The following is a 19,249-nucleotide window of genomic DNA, read 5'->3' on the forward strand; positions in this document are numbered from 1 at the left end:
TCAGCTCTCGGCCTCGACCTCGGCAGCGGCGTCGACGGAGGCGATGATCTTCTGCATCACAGCGTGCAGTTCACGCACTCCGTCGACGTCCATGCCGAGCTTGGCCATCATCGTTCCGGGAATCGCCTCGGCGGTCTTGCGCAGTTCACGGCCGGTGTCGGTGAGGGTGACCTCGACGATCCGCTCGTCGCTGTCGCTGCGCGTCTTCGTGACATAGGCCAGCGCTTCGAGGCGTTTGACCAACGGGGACACAGTCGCGGGTTCGAGTCGCAGCAGTCGAGCGATCTCGCGCATCGGCAGCTTCTCGTGCTGCCACAGCGCAAGCATGACCAGATACTGCGGATGCGTCAGACTGATCGGTTCGAGCACGGAGCGATACGCGCCGATCACCCCGCGGGACGCCACCGCCAGCGCGAAGCAGATCTGGCTTTCCAGCGCCAGCGGGTTGTCCAGCGGCTCCGTCGAAGCTTCGGATTCCAGCATCGTGTGTCGTCGATCCTCCGTGTCGGCAATCAGGGCGTGCATACTCTTCGAAGATTACTTAGTGCGCTAATGATTAGTGTACACTAAAGGTGAAACCTGCCCAATCCCCGCCCAAGCGGCACCTCGTCGATAGGATCCTCGCTATGTCGTCCGCCTCGCAGCCTTCCCCCGATGGTTCGAACCGGAAACAGGACAAGAAGCAGAAGAATTCGGCACGGAAGAAGAACCAGCATCCGGAGTCCCAGCGCGGAGTGGGCTGGCTCAACAACTTCTTCCGCAAGATCGTCGGGCCGGCGCAGGTCGACAACACGCGCCCGGGCGGATACTTCGAGGACGAGACGCTGCGGCACCAGCAGCTCGATGCCATGGGGCTGGAGATGCGCACCGACGCCAACGGCCATTCCTATGTGGTGAAGAAGGGCAGCAGGTAGCCGCCGGTCACTCCCCGACCATGCACAGGGCCGCCGCACCGAATCGGTGCGGCGGCCCTTTCCCGCTGTCTCGTTCTCGCTGCCTCCGTCCCGGCCGGGCGACCTGCTCTCTGCCTCAGTCCCGGCCGGGTCTATGACGTTCGGTCAGCGCCAGTCGGAGATGATGTCGACGAGTTCGCGACGCGGTCCGGTGTAGAACGGAACCTCTTCGCGCACATGCAGGCGCGCCTCGGTGTTGCGCAGATCCCGCATCAGGTCGACGATGCGGTGGAGCTCGGCGGCCTCGAAGGCCAGCAGCCATTCGTAGTCGCCGAGGGCGAAGGAGGCGATCGTGTTCGCCTTGATGTCCTTGTACCCGGCGGCGGCCATACCGTGGTCGCGCAGCATCTTCGCCCGTTCGGCGGGGTCGAGGAGGTACCAGTCGTAGGACCGCACGAACGGGTACACGCAGATATAATCGCCGGGCTCGGGATCGGTCAGCAGAGCGGGCAGGTGCGCCTTGTTGAACTCCGCCGGGCGGTGGATTCCGACGACGGACCAAACGGGTTCGAGCACTCCACCGATCAGGCTGCGGCGGATCGCCGAGTACGCGGCCTGGACGACCTCGATTTCGGGGGCGTGGTACCAGAACATGACGTCGGCATCGGCGCGCAGGGCGGAGACGTCGTAGATTCCGCGCACGATCAGACCGCGTTCCTTCAGGGGCTCGAGAGCCGCATGCAGCTCATCGGCGAGTTCCTTACGGTCGGCATCGCCGAGCTCTCCGGCAGAGGCGAAGACGGAGTAGGCGATATACCGCGTCTGCTCGTTCGCTTCTTTGATCTGGGCGTCGGTGGGCTGAGTGTATTCGCTCATATCTGCTCCTTCTGTCTTCTCTTCATTCTGAAGTGTCACGGTGGTCGTCTGCGGGTCGGTTCAGTCTCTGGGCCGCGGCGTCCGCGCGGGCGATGCAGGCGGGTATGCCGACTCCCCCATAGGCGGATCCGGCGAGTTCGAGGCCGGACAGCGACGCGATCTCTGCGTCGATGGCGGCGATGCGACCGGCGTGGCCGGGCAGGTACTGCGGCAGTGCGGAGTTCCAGCGCTGGACCTCCGAGCCCAGCAGCTGCGATTCAGGACGGGAGGTGATCGTCTGCCAATCGGCGAAGGCTCGTTCGACGATCTCCTCATCAGAGAACCTGCTCCAGACCTCGGGTCCGTCGCCGAAGCGTCCGATGCTCATCCGCACCAGGGCCGCCCCCGCGGGGATATGGTCGGCCGTCCACGGCCATTTGTTCGACACGAAAGTCGAGGCCTTGATGAACGTGCCCTCGGTCGCGGGGACGAGGAACCCCGAACCCTTCAGCTCGACTCCCCCGAGGTCGACGAGGGCGGCGACCAAGGCGGTGGAGGCATAGGGAATCTCGCCGAGGCGGCTCGCCGATTCCGGGGCCACCGACGTCAGGAGTCCGGCAGTCACATGAGCGGGCGTGGCGAGGACGAGTCCATCGGATTCGATGTCGTCCCCCTCGCCGCGGACGATCCATCTCTCGCCGTCCCGGTCGATCCCGGTGACACCGGCACCGAGGCGGACCGTCCCGCCGCCCCGCACGATCGCCGCGTGCAGGGCGGGGATGAGGCGGTTGATTCCGCCTTCGAAGCTCATGAACACCGGTTCCGGGTTCCCTGCCGACGCGGTCTGGGCGTCGCGGGCGGCGAGGAGCTGTGCGACGAGGTCGAGCACCGAGGTGCCTTCGACTGCGGCAGGCAGCAGCGCGGGCACCGTTTCGGCCAGGGACAGGTCCCGGCAGCGGCCGGCGTAGACGCCGCCGAGCAGCGGATCGACGAGTTCGTCGACGATGGCGCCGCCGAGGCGCTCGGACAGGAAGTCCCCGAGCGAAACGTCATCACCTTCGATCGGCGGGGTGATCCGTTCGACCGCCAAGCGAGCGGCCGCCTCGGCGCCGATGAGGGATTCGACCTCGGCCGCTTCGGCGGGCACCCCCATGATCGTCCGTTTGGGAATCGCGTGCAGGTCTCCCCTGCTGAGCACCTGCGAGCTGTGCCGGGTCGAGGGGAACACCGAGTCGAGGCCGACTTCGGCGGCCAGGCTCTTCGTCTCCGGACGCCGGTTGAGGCTCGCTTCGGCTCCCGAGTCGATTCCTACGGGCACGGCTCCATCGAGCGTGGTCGCTTTCAGGCAGCCGCCGAGGCGGTCGCCTGATTCCAGCACTGTGACTTGGTGCTCGGCGGAGAGGCGATAGGCGGCGACGAGGCCGGAGATCCCTCCTCCGACGACGGTGATCCGAGTCATTCGATCAGCCGCGGCTGCCGAGGATCTCGGCCGAGACGCGGTGGACGAGGTCGACGACGCGTCCGGGCACTTCGGGGTCGGTGTCGGGCAGGACGCCGTGGCCGAGGTTGAAGACGAATCCGCGGTCGAGTTCGAGTCCCTTGCGCACGATCGCCTCGACGCGGGCGGACAGCGCTTCCCACGGGGCGAAGAGCAGGGCCGGGTCCAGGTTGCCCTGCAGTGCCTGACCGGGATTGACGCGAGTGGCGGCATCGGCGAGGTCGACGCGGAAGTCGACGCCGACGGTCGTCGATCCGGCCTGTGCCATGGAGCCGAGCAGCTCACCGGTCTGCACGCCGAAGTGGATGCTGGGCACGTCGTGTCCGGACAATGCGTCGAAGACTGCGGTGGAGTGTGCGAGGACATGGTCCTCGTAGTCCTCCCGAGCGAGGTAGCCGGCCCAGGAGTCGAAGAGCTGGAAGGCCTTGGCACCGGCGTTCAGCTGCACGTCGATGAAGGTCGCCGACATCGTCGCAAGCTTGCTCAGCAGGGCCGAGAACGCCTCGGGGTCGGAGACCATGAGCGACTTCGTCTTCTCGTGGTTCTTACTCGGCCCACCTTCGATGAGGTAGCTGGCCAGGGTGAACGGAGCACCGGCGAAGCCGATGAGTGGGGTGGCTTCGCCGAGTTCGGCGGTCACCCGCTGGATCGATTCGGTGATGTCGGGGATATCGGCGGCGTCGAGATCAGGCAGGGCGTCGATATCTGCGCGGGAGCGCACCGGGGAGGCGATGACCGGGCCGACGCCGGGAACGATCTCCACCTCGACTCCGGCGGCCTGCAGCGGGACGACGATATCGGAGAAGAAGATGGCCGCGTCGACGCCGTGGCGGCGGACCGGCTGGAGGGTGATCTCGGAGACCATCTCGGGGTCGCGGCAGGCATCGAGCATCTGAGTGCCTTCGCGCAGCTTACGGTACTCAGGCAGGGAGCGGCCGGCCTGCCGCATGAACCAGACGGGAGTGTGTGAAACCGGCTCCGAACGCAGGGCAGCCAACAGGGGTGATGTCATGGGGCCATCTTCCCATTCTTCGATCGCTCATGCCCACTCGCCGGCGGTTTCAAGACGGGCCGTCTTGCCGTCTCAGCATTCGGCCGAGGACACGGTCCGACGGATTGTCCGCGGCCGCCTCGGCGTGGATGATTCCTCTGTCCCCGCGGCTGCTCTATCGTGGCAACTGTGGTCAACACCTCACCTCTCAATCGCATTCCGGCGGAGTTCTCCGCCGTGACGTCGGTGCTGCGTCAGGCGCGCAGCACGAACAACGTGTCGATTTCCGAGATTCCGGCCCCGGCCAAGCTGGCCCCGTACTCCTATGCTCTCGGCGCCGAGGTCAGCGCCGATGAGACGTTCCTGCGGGCCAGCGGCGAGACCATCGACGAACTCGCCACCGGCCGTATCGTCGTCCTCTTCGATCCCGCCGCCCCGGAGGAGTGGGAAGGCTCCTTCCGGGTCGTCTCCTATATCCGCGCCGAACTCGAACACGAACTCGGCAATGAGACGATGCTCGGGCATGTGGCATGGAGCTGGCTCGAAGATGCCCTCGATGCCAACGACTGCCAGGTGCTCGCCGCCGGCGGGACGACCACTCGGGTGCTGTCCGAGAGCTTCGGCACCTTGGCCGATCGCCCGGCCACGATAGACTTGGAGCTGCGCGCCTCGTGGACACCCGTGATTGACGAGCCGGATCTGATCGGCAATCACTTCGAGGCCTGGATCGATCTGCTCAGCACAGTCGCCGGACTGCCACCACTTCCTGAAGGAGTCACAGCCCTGCCCGGGCGCCGTCGATGACATCTGAACTACCGCTTTTGGAAACACCCGCGAACGGCATCCCCGACGTCGTCGATACCCCGGAGGACCTCTCCTCCTCGATTGCCAGTCTGGCCGCCGCCAACGGTCCGATCGCTGTCGACGCCGAACGCGCGTCCGGCATCAGATACGGACAGCGCGCCTTCCTCGTTCAGCTGCGCCGGGAGGGTGCGGGCACCTTCCTCCTCGATTCCGAGACGCTCGGTGATCTCAGCGCCCTCAATCCGGCTCTCGGAACTGATGAGTGGGTCATCCATTCGGTGACGCAGGATCTGCCGTGCCTGCAGGAGCGCGGAATGCGCCCGGCGGCTCTGTTCGACACCGAGCTGGCCGCCAGGCTGCTCGGATGGGAGAAGTTCGGTCTGGCCGCGGTCGCCGAACGCACCCTCGGGGTGCGTCTGGCGAAGGAGCATTCGGCCGCCGATTGGTCGACGCGTCCGCTGCCGAAGGAGTGGCTGAACTATGCCGCCCTCGACGTCGAAGTGCTCCTGCCGATCCGCGACATCCTCCACCAGCAGCTTCTCGACTCGGACCGGTGGGAGTTTGCGCAGCAGGAGTTCACGCACCTGCTCGATTTCACGCCGAAGCACTTCGATGAGCCGTGGCGACGCACGCATGGACTGTCGAAGATCAGGTCCCGCCGCGACATCGCCCGGGTCCGTGAGCTCTGGCAGGCCCGTGACTCCATGGCCCGTGAGGCCGATCTGGCTCCCACGAAGATCCTGCGTGATCGTGAGCTCGTCGCCCTCGCCCAATCCGGTGTGAAGTCCAGCGACGATATCTTGGCTCAGTGGCGCAGACTCTCCCGCGCCGAGGCGGCCCGACTCTTCCGTGCCTACCGCAAGGCCTCCCGTTTGGGGGCCGAAGAGCTGCCGGGACGGTCCGAGCGCGGACGGTCGAAACGCAGCGCATTCAACCCGGCGGAGCTCAAAGAGCGGGTGGCGGCGCTCAAGGCCGCGATGTCGGAGCTCTCCGAAGAGCTGACGATCCCCCACGATGTACTCCTCCAGCCGGCAATCGTGAAGTCCCTGGCCGCGGAGTCGAGCGTCGACGTCGAGGGCTACCTCGGCGAGGCGGGAGCCCGACCCTGGCAGATCGAGCTCAGTGCCCCCGCGCTGAAGAAGACCCTGGCCGGACTCCCCCAGGCCTGAACTCACGCTCAAGTCCTGCGGTTCGAGCGTCGGTCCTCCGTCGCCTCTGAGGGCATGGACTCACACCGCGCGGCGGGAACTCTGAGCGGCACGGTCGGCCACCTCGGCGGGCAGGGCCTTGAGGATTTCGGACACGATCGTGTCGACGTCGAGGCCCACTTCGGCGAGGATCTCTTCACGTGTCCCCTGCGGCAGGAACTCATCGGGCACGCCGAGTTCGAGCACCCCGATCCGCGAATCGGCTTCGCGCAGGTCGGAGCGGACCTGTGAACCCACACCGCCGATCTTCACTCCGTCTTCGATGACCGCGGCGAGACTGTGCTCGGCGGCGAGAGCGACGACGGATTCGGGTACAGGCAGCACCCAGCGGGGATCGACGATTGTGGAGGTGATCCCGCGGCCTTCCAGCACGTCAGCGACTTGCCCGGCCAACCTGGCGAACGGTCCGACGGAGACGATGAGCACATCGGCGGTGGCCTCTGCGGACGATTCCCGGAGGATGTCGACGCCGTCGTCGAGCCTCCTCAGCGCCGGGATATCGGCTCCGACGCTGCCGCGGGGAAATCTCACCACGGTCGGGGCGTCCGAGACGGTGACGGCTTCGCGCAGCTCTTCGGTCAGCCGTGCGGCGTCGCGGGGTGCGGCGAGGCGCAGTCCGGGGACGACGCGCAGCATCGCGATGTCCCAGATTCCGTGGTGGCTGGCTCCGTCGGGGCCGGTGATGCCGGCACGGTCGAGGACGAAGGTCACACCCTGCCGGTGGAGGGCGACGTCCATGAGCACTTGGTCGAAAGCACGGGAGAGGAACGTGGAGTAGATGCACACAACGGGGTGGAGTCCGCCGTAGGACAGGCCCGCCGCCGAGGCGACCGCATGCTGTTCGGCGATGCCGACGTCGAAGACGCGGTCGGGGAACTCCTCGGCGAATTTCGCCAGCCCCACGGGCAGGAGCATGGCGGCGGTGATGGCGACGATGTCTTCGCGTTCCTCGGCGAGTGCGCAGATCTCGGTGCCGAACACGGAGGTCCATGACGTCGATTTCGACGGTGTCGATCTCCCGGTGACGGGGTCGATGACGCCGACGGAGTGGAACTGGTCGGCGTCGTCGTTGACGGCCGGGTCGAATCCGTGCCCTTTCTGCGTGATCATGTGGACGATGATGGGGCCGCCGTCGAACTGTTTGGCCAGTTGGAGGGCCTTGTCGACCGAGGGCAGGTCGTGTCCGTCGACAGGGCCCAAGTATTTGATGCCGAGTTCGTCGAACATTCCGGTCTCGGGTGGGCTGACCATGTCTTTGAGTCCGCGTTTGACGCCGTGGATGGCGCTGTAGGCGGCGCGGCCGGGTCGGCCGGATTGGCGGAGCGTCTCCTTGCCCCAGGTCAGGAGTTTCTCGTAGCTCGAGGTGGTGCGCAGTTCGTCGAGATGGGCGGCGAATCCGCCGACGGTCGGGGCGTAGGAGCGGCCGTTGTCGTTGACGACGATGACCAGCCGCCTCGGCGGGGTGGAGGTGTCGGCTGCGATGGTGTTGAGCGCTTCCCAGGCCATTCCCCCGGTCAGGGCTCCGTCGCCGATGACGGCGACGACGTGGCGGTCTCGCTCACCGGTGAGCTGGCGGGCCTTGGCGATGCCGTCGGCCCAGGACAGGGAGGCCGAGGCGTGGGAGTTCTCGACGACGTCGTGCTCGCTCTCTCGCCGGCTCGGGTAGCCGGAGAGGCCGTCGCGCTGCCGCAGGGTGGGGAACTCCTCGCGGCGGCCGGTGAGCAGTTTGTGCACATATGTCTGGTGGCCGACGTCGAAGATGATCGTGTCGCGCGGCGAGTCGAAGGTGCGGTGGAGGCCAATGGTCAGTTCGACGACTCCGAGGTTGGGGCCCAGATGTCCGCCCGTGCCGGACACGGTCGTGATGAGGTAGTCGCGGATCTCTTTGGCCAGCACTTCGCATTCGCCAGCCGAGAGTCGACGCAGATCGGCAGGCGAGCCGAGGGATTCGAGAAAGGTCATGCGGCCTCAGTTCTGACGACATCGTTGGCGGACAGATTCCATCCGCCCCATCCTATCGCTCACAGATGCGTCCCTCACCCTTCGCGACATGTCTCCGCGCTGCAGTACCCCTCAGCCTTCTCGCTGCACCGCCTCGGCGCAGTATCCCTCAGCTTTCCCGCTGCACCTCCCCGCGGCACACCACCCCTCAGCCTTTTGATCACACCGCCTCGGCGCCGGCAATTCGCACCATTGCGAGCGCACCCCTCACCGTTCGTGGCACACCAACCCGTTGCAGCACGGTGTTGAGCGACTGCCGATGAGTGATGGTCGCGTTTGCGCCCACCCCCACCCACGCCGAGGTGGCCGACCGCCAGCGCACGGATTCCCGCGGACGCGCTCACGCTTCCCGACAATCCCGCGCGACAGCGACCGTCCCTCACCCTTCGCCGCACAGCGCACTGTTGCAACGAGGCGATCTGCCACGAACGGTGACGGATTCCTTGGCAGCGGTGTGTTTAGTCACGAACGGTGACGGATGCCGAACTGCGTGGAGGACGTGACGCGAACGGTGAGGGATGCTCGATCAACGGCACCGTCACACGCGCCCGGGCACGACGAAGGCCGGTGGGAACAAATCCCACCGGCCTTCGATCAGCTCCGGCTCAGCGCCTCAGCGCGAACCGACTGCCGCGAGTCGCAGACTCACAGCTCAGCCTGGTGCGGCGAAGTCGCCGCTCAGGCCTCGTCTTCTGCGATCAGGCTTCTGCGAGCTGACGCAGAACGTACTGCAGGATGCCGCCGTTGCGGTAGTAGTCGGCTTCACCCGGGGTGTCGATGCGGACGACGGCGTCGAATTCGACCTTTGTGCCGTCTTCCTTTTCGGCGGTGACCTTGACGGTCGCCGGGGTCTTGCCCTCGTTGAGCTCCGTGACGCCTTCGATGGAGAAGGTCTCGGTGCCGTCGAGTCCGAGCGAATCAGCGGATTCGCCGGCGGGGAACTGCAGCGGCAGAACGCCCATGCCGATGAGGTTCGAGCGGTGGATGCGCTCGAAGCTTTCGGTGATGACGGCTTCGACGCCGAGCAGCTTCGTGCCCTTGGCAGCCCAGTCACGCGAGGATCCCGAGCCGTACTCCTTGCCACCGAGGACGACCAGCGGGGTGCCGGCAGCCTGGTAGTTCACGGAGGCGTCGTAGATTGTGGTCTGCGGTCCGCCCTCCTGCGAGAAGTCGCGGGTGAAGCCACCCTGGACTCCGTCGAGGAGCTGGTTCTGCAGACGGATGTTCGCGAAGGTTCCGCGGATCATGACTTCGTGGTTGCCGCGACGCGAGCCGTAGGAGTTGAAGTCCTTGCGCTCGACGCCGTGCTCGACGAGGTACTTGCCGGCCGGGGTATCGGCCTTGAAGGAACCTGCGGGCGAGATGTGGTCGGTGGTCACCGAGTCGCCGAGCTTCGCGAGCACGCGGGCGCCCTTGATGTCCTTGACGGCTTCGGGCTTGAGACCCATGCCGTCGAAGAAGGTGGGCTTGCGCACGTAGGTCGACTCGTCGTCCCACTCGAAGACCTTGCCTTCGGGGGTGTCGAGCTGCTGCCAGCGCTCGTCACCGTCGAAGATGCGACCGTATTCGTTGTCGAACATATCGGTCGAGATCGAATCGGCGATGACCGACTCAACCTCTTCAGGCGAGGGCCACAGGTCGGCCAGGTAGACGTCGACGCCGTCCGAGTCCTTGCCCAGGGGCTGGTTCTCGAAGTCGAAGTCCATGGTGCCGGCCAGTGCGTAGGCGATGACCAGCGGAGGCGAAGCGAGGTAGTTCATCTTCACGTCCGGGCTGATGCGGCCCTCGAAGTTGCGGTTGCCCGACAGGACTGCGGTGACCGAGAGGTCGTTGTCCTGGATGCTGTTCGAGATCTCCGAGTCCAGCGGACCGGAGTTGCCGATGCAGGTGGTGCAGCCGTAGCCGACGATGTAGAAGTTCAGCGCTTCGAGGTCCTCGATGAGGCCGGCCTTGTTGTAGTACTCGGTGACGACCTTCGAACCCGGTGCGATCGAGGTCTTGACCCACGGCTTCGAGTTGAGTCCGCGCTTGCGGGCATTGCGTGCCAGCAGGCCGGCGGCCATCATCACCGAGGGGTTCGAGGTGTTGGTGCAGGACGTGATCGAAGCGATCGCCACGGCACCGTTGGCCAGCTCGAAGTTGCGTCCGTCAGCGGTGCTGACGTCCACGGACTTCGACTCCTCGCCGGGAGCGGCGTAGTTGTGGATGTCCTTGGCGAACTGGCTCTTGGCATCGGAGAGCTCGATGCGGTCCTGCGGGCGCTTCGGTCCGGAGATCGAGGGCACCACGGTGGACAGGTCGAGTTCGAGGTACTCGGAGTACTCGACTTCGTTCTCCGGATCGTGCCAGAGTCCCTGCGTCTTGGCGTAGTCCTCGACGAGCTGGATCTGCTCTTCCGAACGGCCGGTGAGCTTGAGGTAGTCGATGGTGACTTCGTCGATCGGGAAGATCGCGGCGGTCGAACCGAACTCGGGGCTCATGTTGCCGATGGTGGCGCGGTTGGCCAGCGGCACCTCGGCGACGCCCTTGCCGTAGAACTCGACGAACTTGCCGACGGCTCCGTGCTGGCGGAGCATATCGGTGATCGTGAGCACAACGTCGGTTGCGGTGACACCCGAGGGGATCTCACCGGTGAGCTTGAAGCCGACGACGCGCGGGATGAGCATCGACACGGGCTGGCCGAGCATGGCGGCCTCTGCCTCGATGCCGCCGACGCCCCAACCGAGCACACCGAGGCCGTTGACCATCGTGGTGTGCGAGTCGGTGCCGACCAGGGTGTCCGGGTAGGCCCGGAGGACTCCGTCGACCTCGCGCGGCATGACCACGCGAGCCAGGTGCTCGATGTTGACCTGGTGAACGATGCCCATGCCCGGAGGCACGACCTTGAAGTCTTCGAATGCGGTCTGGCCCCAGCGCAGGAACTGGTAGCGCTCACCGTTGCGCTGGTATTCGATGTCCATGTTGAGCTCGACGGCGTCAGCGGTGCCGAAGCGGTCGATCTGCACCGAGTGGTCGATGACCAGCTCGGCCGGAGCCAGCGGGTTGACCTGATCCGGGCTGCCGCCGAGCTCGACGACCTTCTCGCGCATGGTGGCGAGGTCGACGATGCAGGGCACACCGGTGAAGTCCTGCATCACCACGCGGGCGGGGGTGAACTGGATCTCCGTATCGGGTTCGGCATTGGGGTCCCAGCTGCCGAGGGCTTCAATATGTTCCGAAGTGATGTTTGCGCCGTCTTCCGTGCGCAGCAGGTTCTCCAACAGCACCTTGAGGCTGAAGGGAAGCTTCTCCGACCCTTTGACCTGGTCCAGGCGATAGATCTCATAATCCTTATCGCCTACGGTCAGGGTGCTCTTCGATTTGAACGTATCGACGTTGCTCATCGTGATTCTCCTGTTTCATCCGACACTCATCCAAGAAACCGGGTCCGTCCGACTCGGCGGTCGGACCCTTGCATCACGCACCGATTTACGCGACACATATGTTTCCATAAGTATCTTGACGTCAAGATAAATTCTATCGCATTTGAGGGGCTTTGACCACCATGGCACACGGAGGTGCGAAACCCTGCGATCGGGTTTTCCCCAGGCCCTCGTGCGGTCATCACCAGGGCCGCGGCCGGGTCGCGCGGCCTAGCCTGGACAGCACACTCAAAGCAGCAGCGCACTCGCCTGCCATCCCCGAGGAGAACCCATGGACCCGTTCACACTAGGCGCCGGATTCGGCTTCGGCGCACTGCTCGTCGGCATCATCTTCGCCGTCGTCTGCAGCTCATTCGCGAAGGAGAAGGGCCGGTCGGGCGGCTGGTGGGGACTGTGGGGCTTCCTCACGACGTTCATCGCCCTCATCGCGCTCGTCCTCCTCCCCCGCCGCCCGGTCACCGCCTGAGGTCACCGGTCGGTCACCGCCGGAGCACGGTGACCGTCTCCAGGTGCGAGGTCAGCGGGAAGAGGTCGAAGCCGGTGAGGCTCTCGATCGCGAATCCCCCGTCCGTGAGAGCCGCGAGGTCCCTGGCCAACGTGGCCGGGTCACAGGACACGTAGACCAGGGTGCGTGCCGCTGATTCGATGATCGCCGAGGTGGCTTTCCTCCCGGCGCCCGCCCGTGGCGGGTCGAGGATGATGACGTCCGATTCGGGCAGTCGGGCCCGATCCACGCTGAGAGCGAGGAATCGGGACTCGAGATCGGCGGCATTGTCTCGAGCATGAGCAATGGCTGTCTCCACCCCTTCGACCCCGAACAGAGGTGCTCCGGTGGCCCGGGCGGCAGTGATGCCCAGGAGTCCGACCCCGCAGTAGAGGTCGGTGATCGCCCCGACGTCGGCAGGCAGGGCTGTGACGACCTCCGAGCTGAGCAGAGCGGCCGCATCCCGGTGCACCTGCCAGAAGCCGTCGGCGCCGACGGTGAAGTCACGACCGTCGACCGTTTCGGTCAGGGTGCGGTCTCCACGGATCACGCGCAGGGCGGGAGCGGGCGCATGGGAACGACCGCGACCGCGGGGACGACCCCCGCGACCACGACCACGACTCTGCTCCGGTCCGGTCGCCTCGGCGAGGAGGGAGAACGACGTCGGCAGCCAGGACTCGATCTCATCGAGGACCTGCGCAGTGGGCCGACCACGGACGATGAGCGCGCCATGGTCGCCGGACCACGCGAATTCGAGTCGGCGGACTCCCGGCACATGCAGTGTCGTCATGTCGAGGTCGTGCAAGGGCCCGGCGGCCAGAGGGGGCGTGGTCACAGGGATGACCGCATGTGATCTGGGGGCGAGCATTCCGGCACGGCCCTCATCGTCGACAGCCAGCTGCACACGGGTGCGCCAGTCCGTGCCGTCGGTCTCGCCCGGCGCGGGAAGCACCTCGGCGGCGCAGTCGATATGTCCGATGCGCTGAAGCTGGTCATTCAGCACCTCGGCCTTGAGCGTGCGGGAATGGGCGAGGTCGACGTGGGCGAATTCCATTCCGCCGAACCCGGCCGAATCCGGCACGGCCCCAGCATCGGGGCCCGCAGCGGATCCCGCACCGGAACCGTCGGTCGAACCACCGGGGACATAGTCGAGGCGACGATCGGGGACGCGGTGAGCCGAGGCCTCGATCACCTCGGTGACGGCGGCGCGGAGGAACCGGGCAGGCGTTCCTGCCTCGGTGCGGACTCGGACCTTCTCTCCGGGCAGGGCCCCGGAGACGAAGACGACCTGACCGTCGTGTCGGGCGATGGAGGTGCCGCCGGCCGCCGGTGCCTCGACGTCGAGGGTGAGTTCCTGGGCGGGAACCGAAGTGTCGCTCATGCGTGTTCTAAGCCTGTCTGTACAGCGAGGTGTCGGAATCGGGTCCGTCTCCGCCGTACTGTCGAGAGAAGGATTTCAGTCGCCAGGGCACGGAGACCACGACGACGTTGGGCACCAGCAGCAGTCGGGTGCGCAGTTTGAGAGCCACCTGGTTGTGCAGGATGTGCTCCCACCAGCGACCGACGACGAACTGCGGGATGTAGACGATGACGAGGTCCCTGGGCGACCTGCGGCGGATGGCGAGAATGTGGGCGAGCATCGGACGGACGAGTTCGCGGTACGGCGAGCCGAGCACGGTCAGCGGCACCGGCAGCTCCATCTCGTTCCATCGTTTCTGCAGACCGGCCGCGGCCTCTTCGTCCACGGCCACGGTGACGGCTTCGAGCTGACTCGACCGGGTCACCCGGGCGTAGGAGAGGGCCCGCATCGTCGGTTTGTCGATTTCGCTGACAACGACGATGGCGTGGGTGTTCGACGGGATCGTCCGTGAGTTCACGTCCGCGTCGGGGGCGAGCTCGCGGGCCACGCGCGAATAGTGGCGGTGGATGGCGCCCATGACGAGGTAGAGCCCGGCCATGGCGGCGACCGCCAGCCAGGCGCCGGCGAGGAACTTCGAGACGATGACGACGATGAGGACGCCGGCGGCGAGCACGCAGCCGACGGTGTTGACGACCTGGTTGAAGTGCATCCGCATCCGGGTCTTCGAATCGATGACCAGGCGCAGCCGTTTGCGCCAGTGCAGGACCATTCCCGCTTGGCCGAGGACGAAGCTGGCGAAGACCCCGACGAGGTAGAGCTGGATGAGCACCGTCGCCGAGGCGGAGGTGGCAACGACGAGGACGATCGCCGCTGCGGCCAGCAGCAGGATGCCGTTGGAGAAGGTGAGTCGATCGCCCTTCGTCGCCAGCTGCCTTGGCAGGAATTCGTCGCGGGCCAGCCGAGAGGCCAGTCCGGGGAAGCCCTCGACCGCAGTGTTCGCCGCGGCGATGAGCACGAGCGCAGTGATGAGGACGACGATGAAGAACATCACCGGCGCATTGTCGAAGATCGCGTGCGCCAGCTGCGCGAGGACGGGTTCCTGTTCGTATTCGGCGCTGACCGGGCTGCCGTCGCCGCGGACGAGATAGAGATGCGGGTCGTCGACGTATTTGATTCCGGTGACCGACGCCAGATAGGTCAGCCCCGTGAGCATGAGGGCGGCGAGCAGTCCCGACAGCAGCAGGGTGTTGCCGGCGTTCTTGCCGCGCGGTTTCTTAAACGCCGGAACCGCCGTGGCCACGGTCTGCACGCCGGCCAGTGCGACGGCACCGGACGAGAACGCGCGCAGGACGATGAGGACGGTGGCCAGACCGAGCGTCGCCTGATCGCCGATGTTGCTGTGCACGACCGTATAGTCGGCGGTCTGGGCGTGCGGGGTGTCACCGAGCCCGACGCGGATGAGACCGACCGACATCGTGAGGAACACGGCACCGAGGAACAGGTAGGTCGGCACGGCCAGCAGCATCGGAGTGGCCCGGGAACCGCGCAGACCGGCGAAGCAGATGAGCAGGATGCCGACGATGGCCACGGGCACACGGTAGGGCGCGAGCATCGGGAACGCCGTGGTGATGTAGGCGGCGAAGACCGTCATCGACACGGCCAGGGTGAGCACATAGTCGACGAGGAGGGCCGCGGCGACGACGAGCCCCGCACCGGAGCCGAGGTTCTTCGAGGCCACCTCGTAGTCACCGCCGCCGGAGGGGTACGCCTTGACGTTGATGCGGTAGCAGGCGACGATCACGAGGATGACGATGCCGACGGCCACACCGATCCAGGGGGCGACGGTCAGGGCCACGAGTGACGTCAGCGACAGTGCCAGCAGGATCTCATCGGGGGCGTAGGCCACCGAGGAGAGCATGTCGGAGGCGAAGACGGGCATCGCGATGCGCTTCTTCAGCGCAGGCGCACGCCTGTCCTCACTGCGGAAGGGCCGTCCAACGAGTAGTCTTTTGACGGCATCAGAAAAACTGCTGGCCACGGCAACCAATGGTAGATCACTGCGGGAAGGATTACCCATGCACTTCGTGATTATGGGCTGCGGTCGAGTCGGGGCCTCCCTGGCCAAAGCCCTTGATGCGAATGGGCACTCCGTCGCAGTCGTCGATCGAGACCCCGACGCATTCCTCAAGCTCGGTCGGGATTTCAGCGGTTCGACGATCACCGGCGTCGGTTTCGACCGCGAGACTCTGTCCCAGGCGAAGACCGCCGAGGCCTTCGCCTTCGCCGCCGTCTCCAGTGGTGACAATTCGAATATCCTCGCCGCGCGTGTCGCTCGTGAGACCTTCGGGGTGAGCAATGTCGCCGCCCGCATCTACGATCCTGACCGTGCGCAGGTCTTCGAACGTCTCGGCATCCCCACGGTGCCCACCGTGCGGTGGACGGCCGAGCAGGTGATGCGCAAGCTCGTCCCGCAGGGGTCGATCACCGAATACCGTGAGCCCTCCGGCAACCTCGTCCTGGCGGAGGTGCATCTGGATCCTGGCTGGGTGGCCCGTCCGATCAAGGAGATCGAAACACGGACCAAGGCTCGGGTCGCCTATGTCACCCGCCTGTCCGAGGGCATCGTCGCCCACGACGATCTGCTCCTCCAGGACGGCGACCTCGTCCATCTCATGGCTCCGGTCGACCGCCTCGGCGAGATCGAACGGATCCTCGATCAGCCCGTGCGAACCGTGGAGGAAGAAGAATGAGGGTCATCATCGCCGGAGCCGGCTCCGTCGGACGTTCGGTGGCCAGGGAGCTGCTGGACAAGGACCATTCGGTCCTGCTCATCGACCAGAGCAAGGAGGCGCTGGGCCATGAGCGCATTCCGGGTGCCGAATGGCTGCTCTCCGATGCCTGCGAGCTCGCCGGTCTCGCCGAGGCGGGGCTGGAGGAGGCCGATGTCGTCGTGGCCGCGACGGGAGATGACAAGACCAATCTGGTGCTCTCCCTGTTGGCGAAGACCGAGTTCGGGGTGCCGCGGACGGTCTCGCGGGTGAACAATCCGAAGAACGAATGGCTCTTCGACGACAACTGGGGCGTCGATGTCGCCGTCTCGACTCCGCGCCTGATGACCGCGCTCGTCGAGGAGGCCGTGGAAGTCGGCGGACTGGTCCACCTCATGAGCTTCGAACGCGGGCAGGCGGGACTGCTCGAGTTCACCGTGCACGAGAACGCCGAACTCGTGGCCGAGCGCGTCGGTGGGATCACCTTCCCGCTCGATACGGTGCTGGTGGCGATCATCCGCAATTCGCGGGCGTTCGCTCCGAGCGCCGATGATGTCATCGAGGCCGGAGACGAACTGTTCTTCCTCTCCTCCCCCGATCAGGAGCCGGCGCTGCTAGCGCTGCTGCAGGAGACTGCGAAGGCCGACGAGAACGCAGAGAGCTGAGCCCGGTCGTCTGCGGCCGAGATCGTCAGTTCTGCGGCCGACCGCCGCCCGGCCCCTCGGGACGGTCAGTCTTCGGAGTCGTCGCGGGTCTGCAGGAGTTCGTAGACGGGATTGTGTGCGGTGAGCACTCCGTCCTTGCCGCAGAACCGTCCTTCTAAGACGATGAGGGACCCGGGACGGATGCCGCTGATCTCCCGGCGTCCGAGGAACTGGGCTCGGGCTTCGCCGGTGCCGTCGGCGACGGTGATGTCGAGCCTGGGGCTGTCGGCGCTGCACGACTGAGTGGTCGCTGAAACGACTCCGGCGATGCGTGAGGTCTTTCGCGCCTCCAGCTCTTCGACCGGAATGACCCCGGGGATCTGGCTGACCAGTCGCAGATCGGCCCGGGCCTCGGCCTCACGGGATCCGAAGTCGCGCACGAGGCGAGGGATGAGGTTCCGCATCAGCGCTCAGCGGACCTCTGTGATCTCGGGGCCGCGTTCGAAGGGGTTGAGTTCGTCCTCGTCCTTCTTCTCCTCCGCCTCGTCCTGGTCGACCTGCGGTGCGGTCAGTGTGATGAGCTCGCGGGGAGCCATCGCCTCCTCACCGCGATCGACGACGACTCCGCGGAAGAGTGCGGAGAGTTCGGCACGCACCTCGTCATCGGTCACGGCCTTGCCGGAGAACACGGCGCGGACGAACCAGCGTGGTCCGTCGATGCCGGCGAAGCGCATGGCGCGTTTGCCGGGGCGACCGGATTCCGTCTTCGCCGGAACCTCGATGGCCAGCTCCTTGCCGAGAGAGGTGTGCAGCTCGGTCGATTCCCCACCCTGTTTGGTCACGGATTCGGCGAGCTGACCGCGCACCGTGTTCCACAGGCCTTCGGAGCGTGGCGTCGCGAACGCCTGCAGCTGGATGCCTCCACCGTCGTGGATGAGGGTGACGGCCAGCACGCGCTGAGAATCGTCGTCCGTGTCCAGGCGCACCTGCATGCCGTCGACGACGGGCACCTTGAGTGCGCCGAGGTCGAGGCGGTCATGCTCCGGATACTCCTCGGAGATGTCGAAGGGGCCCTTCTCGGATCGGTCGAAGGGTGCGGACTTCTCCAGCCGCGCTTCTTCCTCGTCGATATCGTCGTCGGACTCGGCCGCTTCGGCGGCGGACTCTGCCTCGCCGTCAGCGGCGTCGTCGTCTGCACAATCGGCCGCCTCGGTGTCGGCGTCCTGAGCGTCGAGCTCATCGTCGTCGGTGAGTTCGTCGTCGGCGCGGACGTCGTCATCGGTCGGTGTGGATTTCTTGAACCGGGAGAACAGTCCCATAAGTCCTCACTTCTCCTTTTCGCTGAGGCCGGCGACGATTCCGCCGGTGGATCCGAATCCCCCGGCGCCGCGGGCGCTGTCTTCGAGGGATTCGACGATGTCGAAGTCGGCGTGAGCGATCCTCTGGATCACGAGTTGGGCGATGCGGTCGCCGCGCACGACGCGCAGCGGGGTCTTCGCGTCGAGGTTGATCAGCGGCACCTTGATCTCGCCGCGATAGCCGGCGTCGATGGTGCCCGGCGCATTGACGACCGTGACTCCGTGCTTGCTCGACAGGCCCGAACGCGGATGCACGAAGGCCGCATAGCCCTCTGGCAGGGCGATCGCGATTCCGGTCGGAACGACACGGCGCTCGAACGGTTCGAGCACGAAGTCGATCGCCGAATGCAGGTCTGCACCGGCGTCGCTCGCATGCGCGTAGCCGGGCGCGCTCATGCCCGCGTCGAGGAGCTGGAGGTTGATCTTCACGGTTTCCGTCACAAAGATGCACTCTAACGCTCCAGCCTGAGCGTGGCCAAACTTCTCGCTATGGGACAATGGCCGCATGGCAACAACTCAATCCGGAACCCACGTGGTCTATCAGGAGAAGGTCCGCCCCTCGGTCGGCATGTGGATCCTCGTCGTGGTGGCCGCTCTGTCCACGGCACTCATGGTCATGCCCGTCTGGCAGCTCGGCACCATCATCCTTCCCGTCGTCAGCTTCGTCCTCTTCGCCTGGTGGCTGAACTCGCTGACGCTGACGATCATCGTCACCGAACGACAGCTGTTCGTCGGCGAAGCTCATATCGACCGCACGTTCGTTCCGGGTGCGGTCGCCTTCGACGGCGAGGAGGCCCGGCAGGCGCGCGGTGTCGATCTCGACGCCCGCGCCTTCCTCAAGATCCGGCCGTGGGCGAAGTCTGTCGTCCGCATCGATCTCGACGATGAGACGGATCCGACCCCGTACTGGCTCGTCTCGAGCCGTCACCCCCACAAACTAGCCGCCGCCCTCACCCCCTGATT

Annotated in this window: 18 protein-coding genes; 7 read left to right on the forward strand and 11 right to left on the reverse strand. The window is 66.0% G+C overall.

Translation table 11 applies throughout. The features are described 5' to 3' along the window. On the reverse strand, nucleotides 1–525 hold the full coding sequence (locus KTJ89_RS04300) for a MarR family winged helix-turn-helix transcriptional regulator (protein WP_310650272.1): 525 nt from the start codon (nucleotides 523–525) through the stop codon (nucleotides 1–3). Nucleotides 526–626: 101 nt separating this feature from the next. Here KTJ89_RS04300 and KTJ89_RS04305 point away from each other — a divergent pair, with 101 nt between their 5' ends. After that, complete coding sequence (locus KTJ89_RS04305; RefSeq protein ID WP_258233245.1) at nucleotides 627–914, forward strand: hypothetical protein; 288 nt, start codon at nucleotides 627–629, stop codon at nucleotides 912–914. Between the two features lie 144 nt (nucleotides 915–1,058). Here the strand turns inward: KTJ89_RS04305 and hemQ are convergent, their stop codons facing one another. Genes hemQ through hemE form a run of 3 tightly spaced genes read right to left on the reverse strand, consistent with a single transcriptional unit; the run spans nucleotide 1,059 to nucleotide 4,258 of the window. Next, nucleotides 1,059–1,769, reverse strand: coding sequence for a hydrogen peroxide-dependent heme synthase (hemQ, locus tag KTJ89_RS04310; RefSeq protein ID WP_259356852.1), 711 nt, complete (start codon nucleotides 1,767–1,769; stop codon nucleotides 1,059–1,061). A gap of 22 nt (nucleotides 1,770–1,791) precedes the next feature. Beyond that, nucleotides 1,792–3,207 carry a protoporphyrinogen oxidase gene (gene hemG / locus KTJ89_RS04315; RefSeq protein WP_259356853.1) on the reverse strand — a complete coding sequence of 472 codons (1,416 nt, stop codon included), beginning with the start codon at nucleotides 3,205–3,207 and terminating at the stop codon, nucleotides 1,792–1,794. 4 nt (nucleotides 3,208–3,211) lie between these two features. Next, nucleotides 3,212–4,258 carry a uroporphyrinogen decarboxylase gene (gene hemE, locus KTJ89_RS04320; RefSeq protein WP_259356854.1) on the reverse strand — a complete coding sequence of 349 codons (1,047 nt, stop codon included), beginning with the start codon at nucleotides 4,256–4,258 and terminating at the stop codon, nucleotides 3,212–3,214. A gap of 168 nt (nucleotides 4,259–4,426) precedes the next feature. Between hemE and KTJ89_RS04325 the strand changes: the two genes are divergently transcribed. Then, nucleotides 4,427–5,041, forward strand: coding sequence for a DUF3000 domain-containing protein (locus KTJ89_RS04325; RefSeq protein ID WP_172169860.1), 615 nt, complete (start codon nucleotides 4,427–4,429; stop codon nucleotides 5,039–5,041). A 17-nt stretch (nucleotides 5,042–5,058) separates the two neighbouring features. Next, nucleotides 5,059–6,210, forward strand: a complete 1,152-nt coding sequence (locus KTJ89_RS04330; RefSeq protein WP_259356855.1) for an HRDC domain-containing protein — start codon at nucleotides 5,059–5,061, stop codon at nucleotides 6,208–6,210. Nucleotides 6,211–6,270: 60 nt separating this feature from the next. On the opposite strand, the gene dxs is transcribed toward KTJ89_RS04330, so the two are convergent. Together dxs and acnA are read right to left on the reverse strand one after the other, a co-directional pair. After that, entirely contained in the window at nucleotides 6,271–8,211 is a 1,941-nt protein-coding gene (dxs, locus tag KTJ89_RS04335; RefSeq protein ID WP_259356856.1) for a 1-deoxy-D-xylulose-5-phosphate synthase, read from the reverse strand. Between the two features lie 737 nt (nucleotides 8,212–8,948). After that, a complete protein-coding gene (gene acnA, locus KTJ89_RS04340; protein ID WP_219922351.1) occupies nucleotides 8,949–11,633 on the reverse strand; it encodes an aconitate hydratase AcnA in 2,685 nt (894 codons plus the stop codon). Between the two features lie 310 nt (nucleotides 11,634–11,943). Between acnA and KTJ89_RS04345 the strand changes: the two genes are divergently transcribed. After that, nucleotides 11,944–12,138, forward strand: coding sequence for a hypothetical protein (locus KTJ89_RS04345; protein ID WP_101553389.1), 195 nt, complete (start codon nucleotides 11,944–11,946; stop codon nucleotides 12,136–12,138). Between the two features lie 13 nt (nucleotides 12,139–12,151). Here KTJ89_RS04345 and KTJ89_RS04350 read toward each other — a convergent pair whose 3' ends face one another. Both KTJ89_RS04350 and KTJ89_RS04355 read right to left on the reverse strand, forming a co-directional pair. Beyond that, nucleotides 12,152–13,537 carry a class I SAM-dependent RNA methyltransferase gene (locus KTJ89_RS04350; protein WP_259356857.1) on the reverse strand — a complete coding sequence of 462 codons (1,386 nt, stop codon included), beginning with the start codon at nucleotides 13,535–13,537 and terminating at the stop codon, nucleotides 12,152–12,154. A gap of 7 nt (nucleotides 13,538–13,544) precedes the next feature. Then, a complete protein-coding gene (locus tag KTJ89_RS04355; RefSeq protein ID WP_259356876.1) occupies nucleotides 13,545–15,455 on the reverse strand; it encodes an APC family permease in 1,911 nt (636 codons plus the stop codon). A 136-nt stretch (nucleotides 15,456–15,591) separates the two neighbouring features. On the opposite strand from KTJ89_RS04355, the gene KTJ89_RS04360 reads away from it, so the two are divergent. Both KTJ89_RS04360 and KTJ89_RS04365 read left to right on the forward strand, forming a co-directional pair. Next, nucleotides 15,592–16,266 (forward strand): potassium channel family protein, encoded by a 675-nt coding sequence (locus KTJ89_RS04360; RefSeq protein WP_101546977.1) that lies wholly within the window; start codon nucleotides 15,592–15,594, stop codon nucleotides 16,264–16,266. Next, the gene (locus KTJ89_RS04365) at nucleotides 16,263–16,949 is read left to right on the forward strand and encodes a potassium channel family protein (protein WP_259356858.1); all 687 of its coding nucleotides are present in this window, start codon (nucleotides 16,263–16,265) and stop codon (nucleotides 16,947–16,949) included. Before KTJ89_RS04360 ends, KTJ89_RS04365 begins: the two co-directional genes overlap by 4 nt. Before the next feature lie 65 nt (nucleotides 16,950–17,014). On the opposite strand, the gene KTJ89_RS04370 is transcribed toward KTJ89_RS04365, so the two are convergent. The 3 genes from KTJ89_RS04370 to dut are packed head-to-tail and all read right to left on the reverse strand — an operon-like array spanning nucleotide 17,015 to nucleotide 18,727. Further along, nucleotides 17,015–17,392 (reverse strand): OB-fold nucleic acid binding domain-containing protein, encoded by a 378-nt coding sequence (locus KTJ89_RS04370; protein ID WP_259356859.1) that lies wholly within the window; start codon nucleotides 17,390–17,392, stop codon nucleotides 17,015–17,017. A gap of 6 nt (nucleotides 17,393–17,398) precedes the next feature. After that, nucleotides 17,399–18,247: a DUF3710 domain-containing protein gene (locus KTJ89_RS04375; protein ID WP_259356860.1), complete on the reverse strand. Its 849-nt coding sequence runs from the start codon at nucleotides 18,245–18,247 to the stop codon at nucleotides 17,399–17,401. Between the two features lie 6 nt (nucleotides 18,248–18,253). Then, nucleotides 18,254–18,727, reverse strand: a complete 474-nt coding sequence (gene dut / locus KTJ89_RS04380) for a dUTP diphosphatase (RefSeq protein ID WP_229664113.1) — start codon at nucleotides 18,725–18,727, stop codon at nucleotides 18,254–18,256. A 64-nt stretch (nucleotides 18,728–18,791) separates the two neighbouring features. Between dut and KTJ89_RS04385 the strand changes: the two genes are divergently transcribed. Continuing rightward, on the forward strand, nucleotides 18,792–19,247 hold the full coding sequence (locus KTJ89_RS04385) for a DUF3093 domain-containing protein (protein ID WP_101546972.1): 456 nt from the start codon (nucleotides 18,792–18,794) through the stop codon (nucleotides 19,245–19,247). Nucleotides 19,248–19,249: the final 2 nt, after the last annotated feature.

Source organism: Brevibacterium sediminis, assembly GCF_024895295.1.
Classification (GTDB): domain Bacteria; phylum Actinomycetota; class Actinomycetes; order Actinomycetales; family Brevibacteriaceae; genus Brevibacterium; species Brevibacterium sediminis.

Bases quoted from the DNA above. Each gene is read 5' to 3' on its own strand.
- KTJ89_RS04300 (WP_310650272.1), bottom strand. From the start codon at position 525: ATGCACGCCCTGATTGCCGACACGGAGGATCGACGACACACGATGCTG.
- KTJ89_RS04305 (WP_258233245.1), top strand. From the start codon at position 627: ATGTCGTCCGCCTCGCAGCCTTCCCCCGATGGTTCGAACCGGAAACAG.
- hemQ (WP_259356852.1), bottom strand. From the start codon at position 1,769: ATGAGCGAATACACTCAGCCCACCGACGCCCAGATCAAAGAAGCGAAC.
- hemG (WP_259356853.1), bottom strand. From the start codon at position 3,207: ATGACTCGGATCACCGTCGTCGGAGGAGGGATCTCCGGCCTCGTCGCC.
- hemE (WP_259356854.1), bottom strand. From the start codon at position 4,258: ATGACATCACCCCTGTTGGCTGCCCTGCGTTCGGAGCCGGTTTCACAC.
- dxs (WP_259356856.1), bottom strand. From the start codon at position 8,211: ATGACCTTTCTCGAATCCCTCGGCTCGCCTGCCGATCTGCGTCGACTC.
- acnA (WP_219922351.1), bottom strand. From the start codon at position 11,633: ATGAGCAACGTCGATACGTTCAAATCGAAGAGCACCCTGACCGTAGGC.
- KTJ89_RS04345 (WP_101553389.1), top strand. From the start codon at position 11,944: ATGGACCCGTTCACACTAGGCGCCGGATTCGGCTTCGGCGCACTGCTC.
- KTJ89_RS04350 (WP_259356857.1), bottom strand. From the start codon at position 13,537: ATGAGCGACACTTCGGTTCCCGCCCAGGAACTCACCCTCGACGTCGAG.
- KTJ89_RS04355 (WP_259356876.1), bottom strand. From the start codon at position 15,455: ATGCCCGTCTTCGCCTCCGACATGCTCTCCTCGGTGGCCTACGCCCCC.
- KTJ89_RS04360 (WP_101546977.1), top strand. From the start codon at position 15,592: ATGCACTTCGTGATTATGGGCTGCGGTCGAGTCGGGGCCTCCCTGGCC.
- KTJ89_RS04365 (WP_259356858.1), top strand. From the start codon at position 16,263: ATGAGGGTCATCATCGCCGGAGCCGGCTCCGTCGGACGTTCGGTGGCC.
- KTJ89_RS04370 (WP_259356859.1), bottom strand. From the start codon at position 17,392: ATGCGGAACCTCATCCCTCGCCTCGTGCGCGACTTCGGATCCCGTGAG.
- KTJ89_RS04375 (WP_259356860.1), bottom strand. From the start codon at position 18,247: ATGGGACTGTTCTCCCGGTTCAAGAAATCCACACCGACCGATGACGAC.
- KTJ89_RS04385 (WP_101546972.1), top strand. From the start codon at position 18,792: ATGGCAACAACTCAATCCGGAACCCACGTGGTCTATCAGGAGAAGGTC.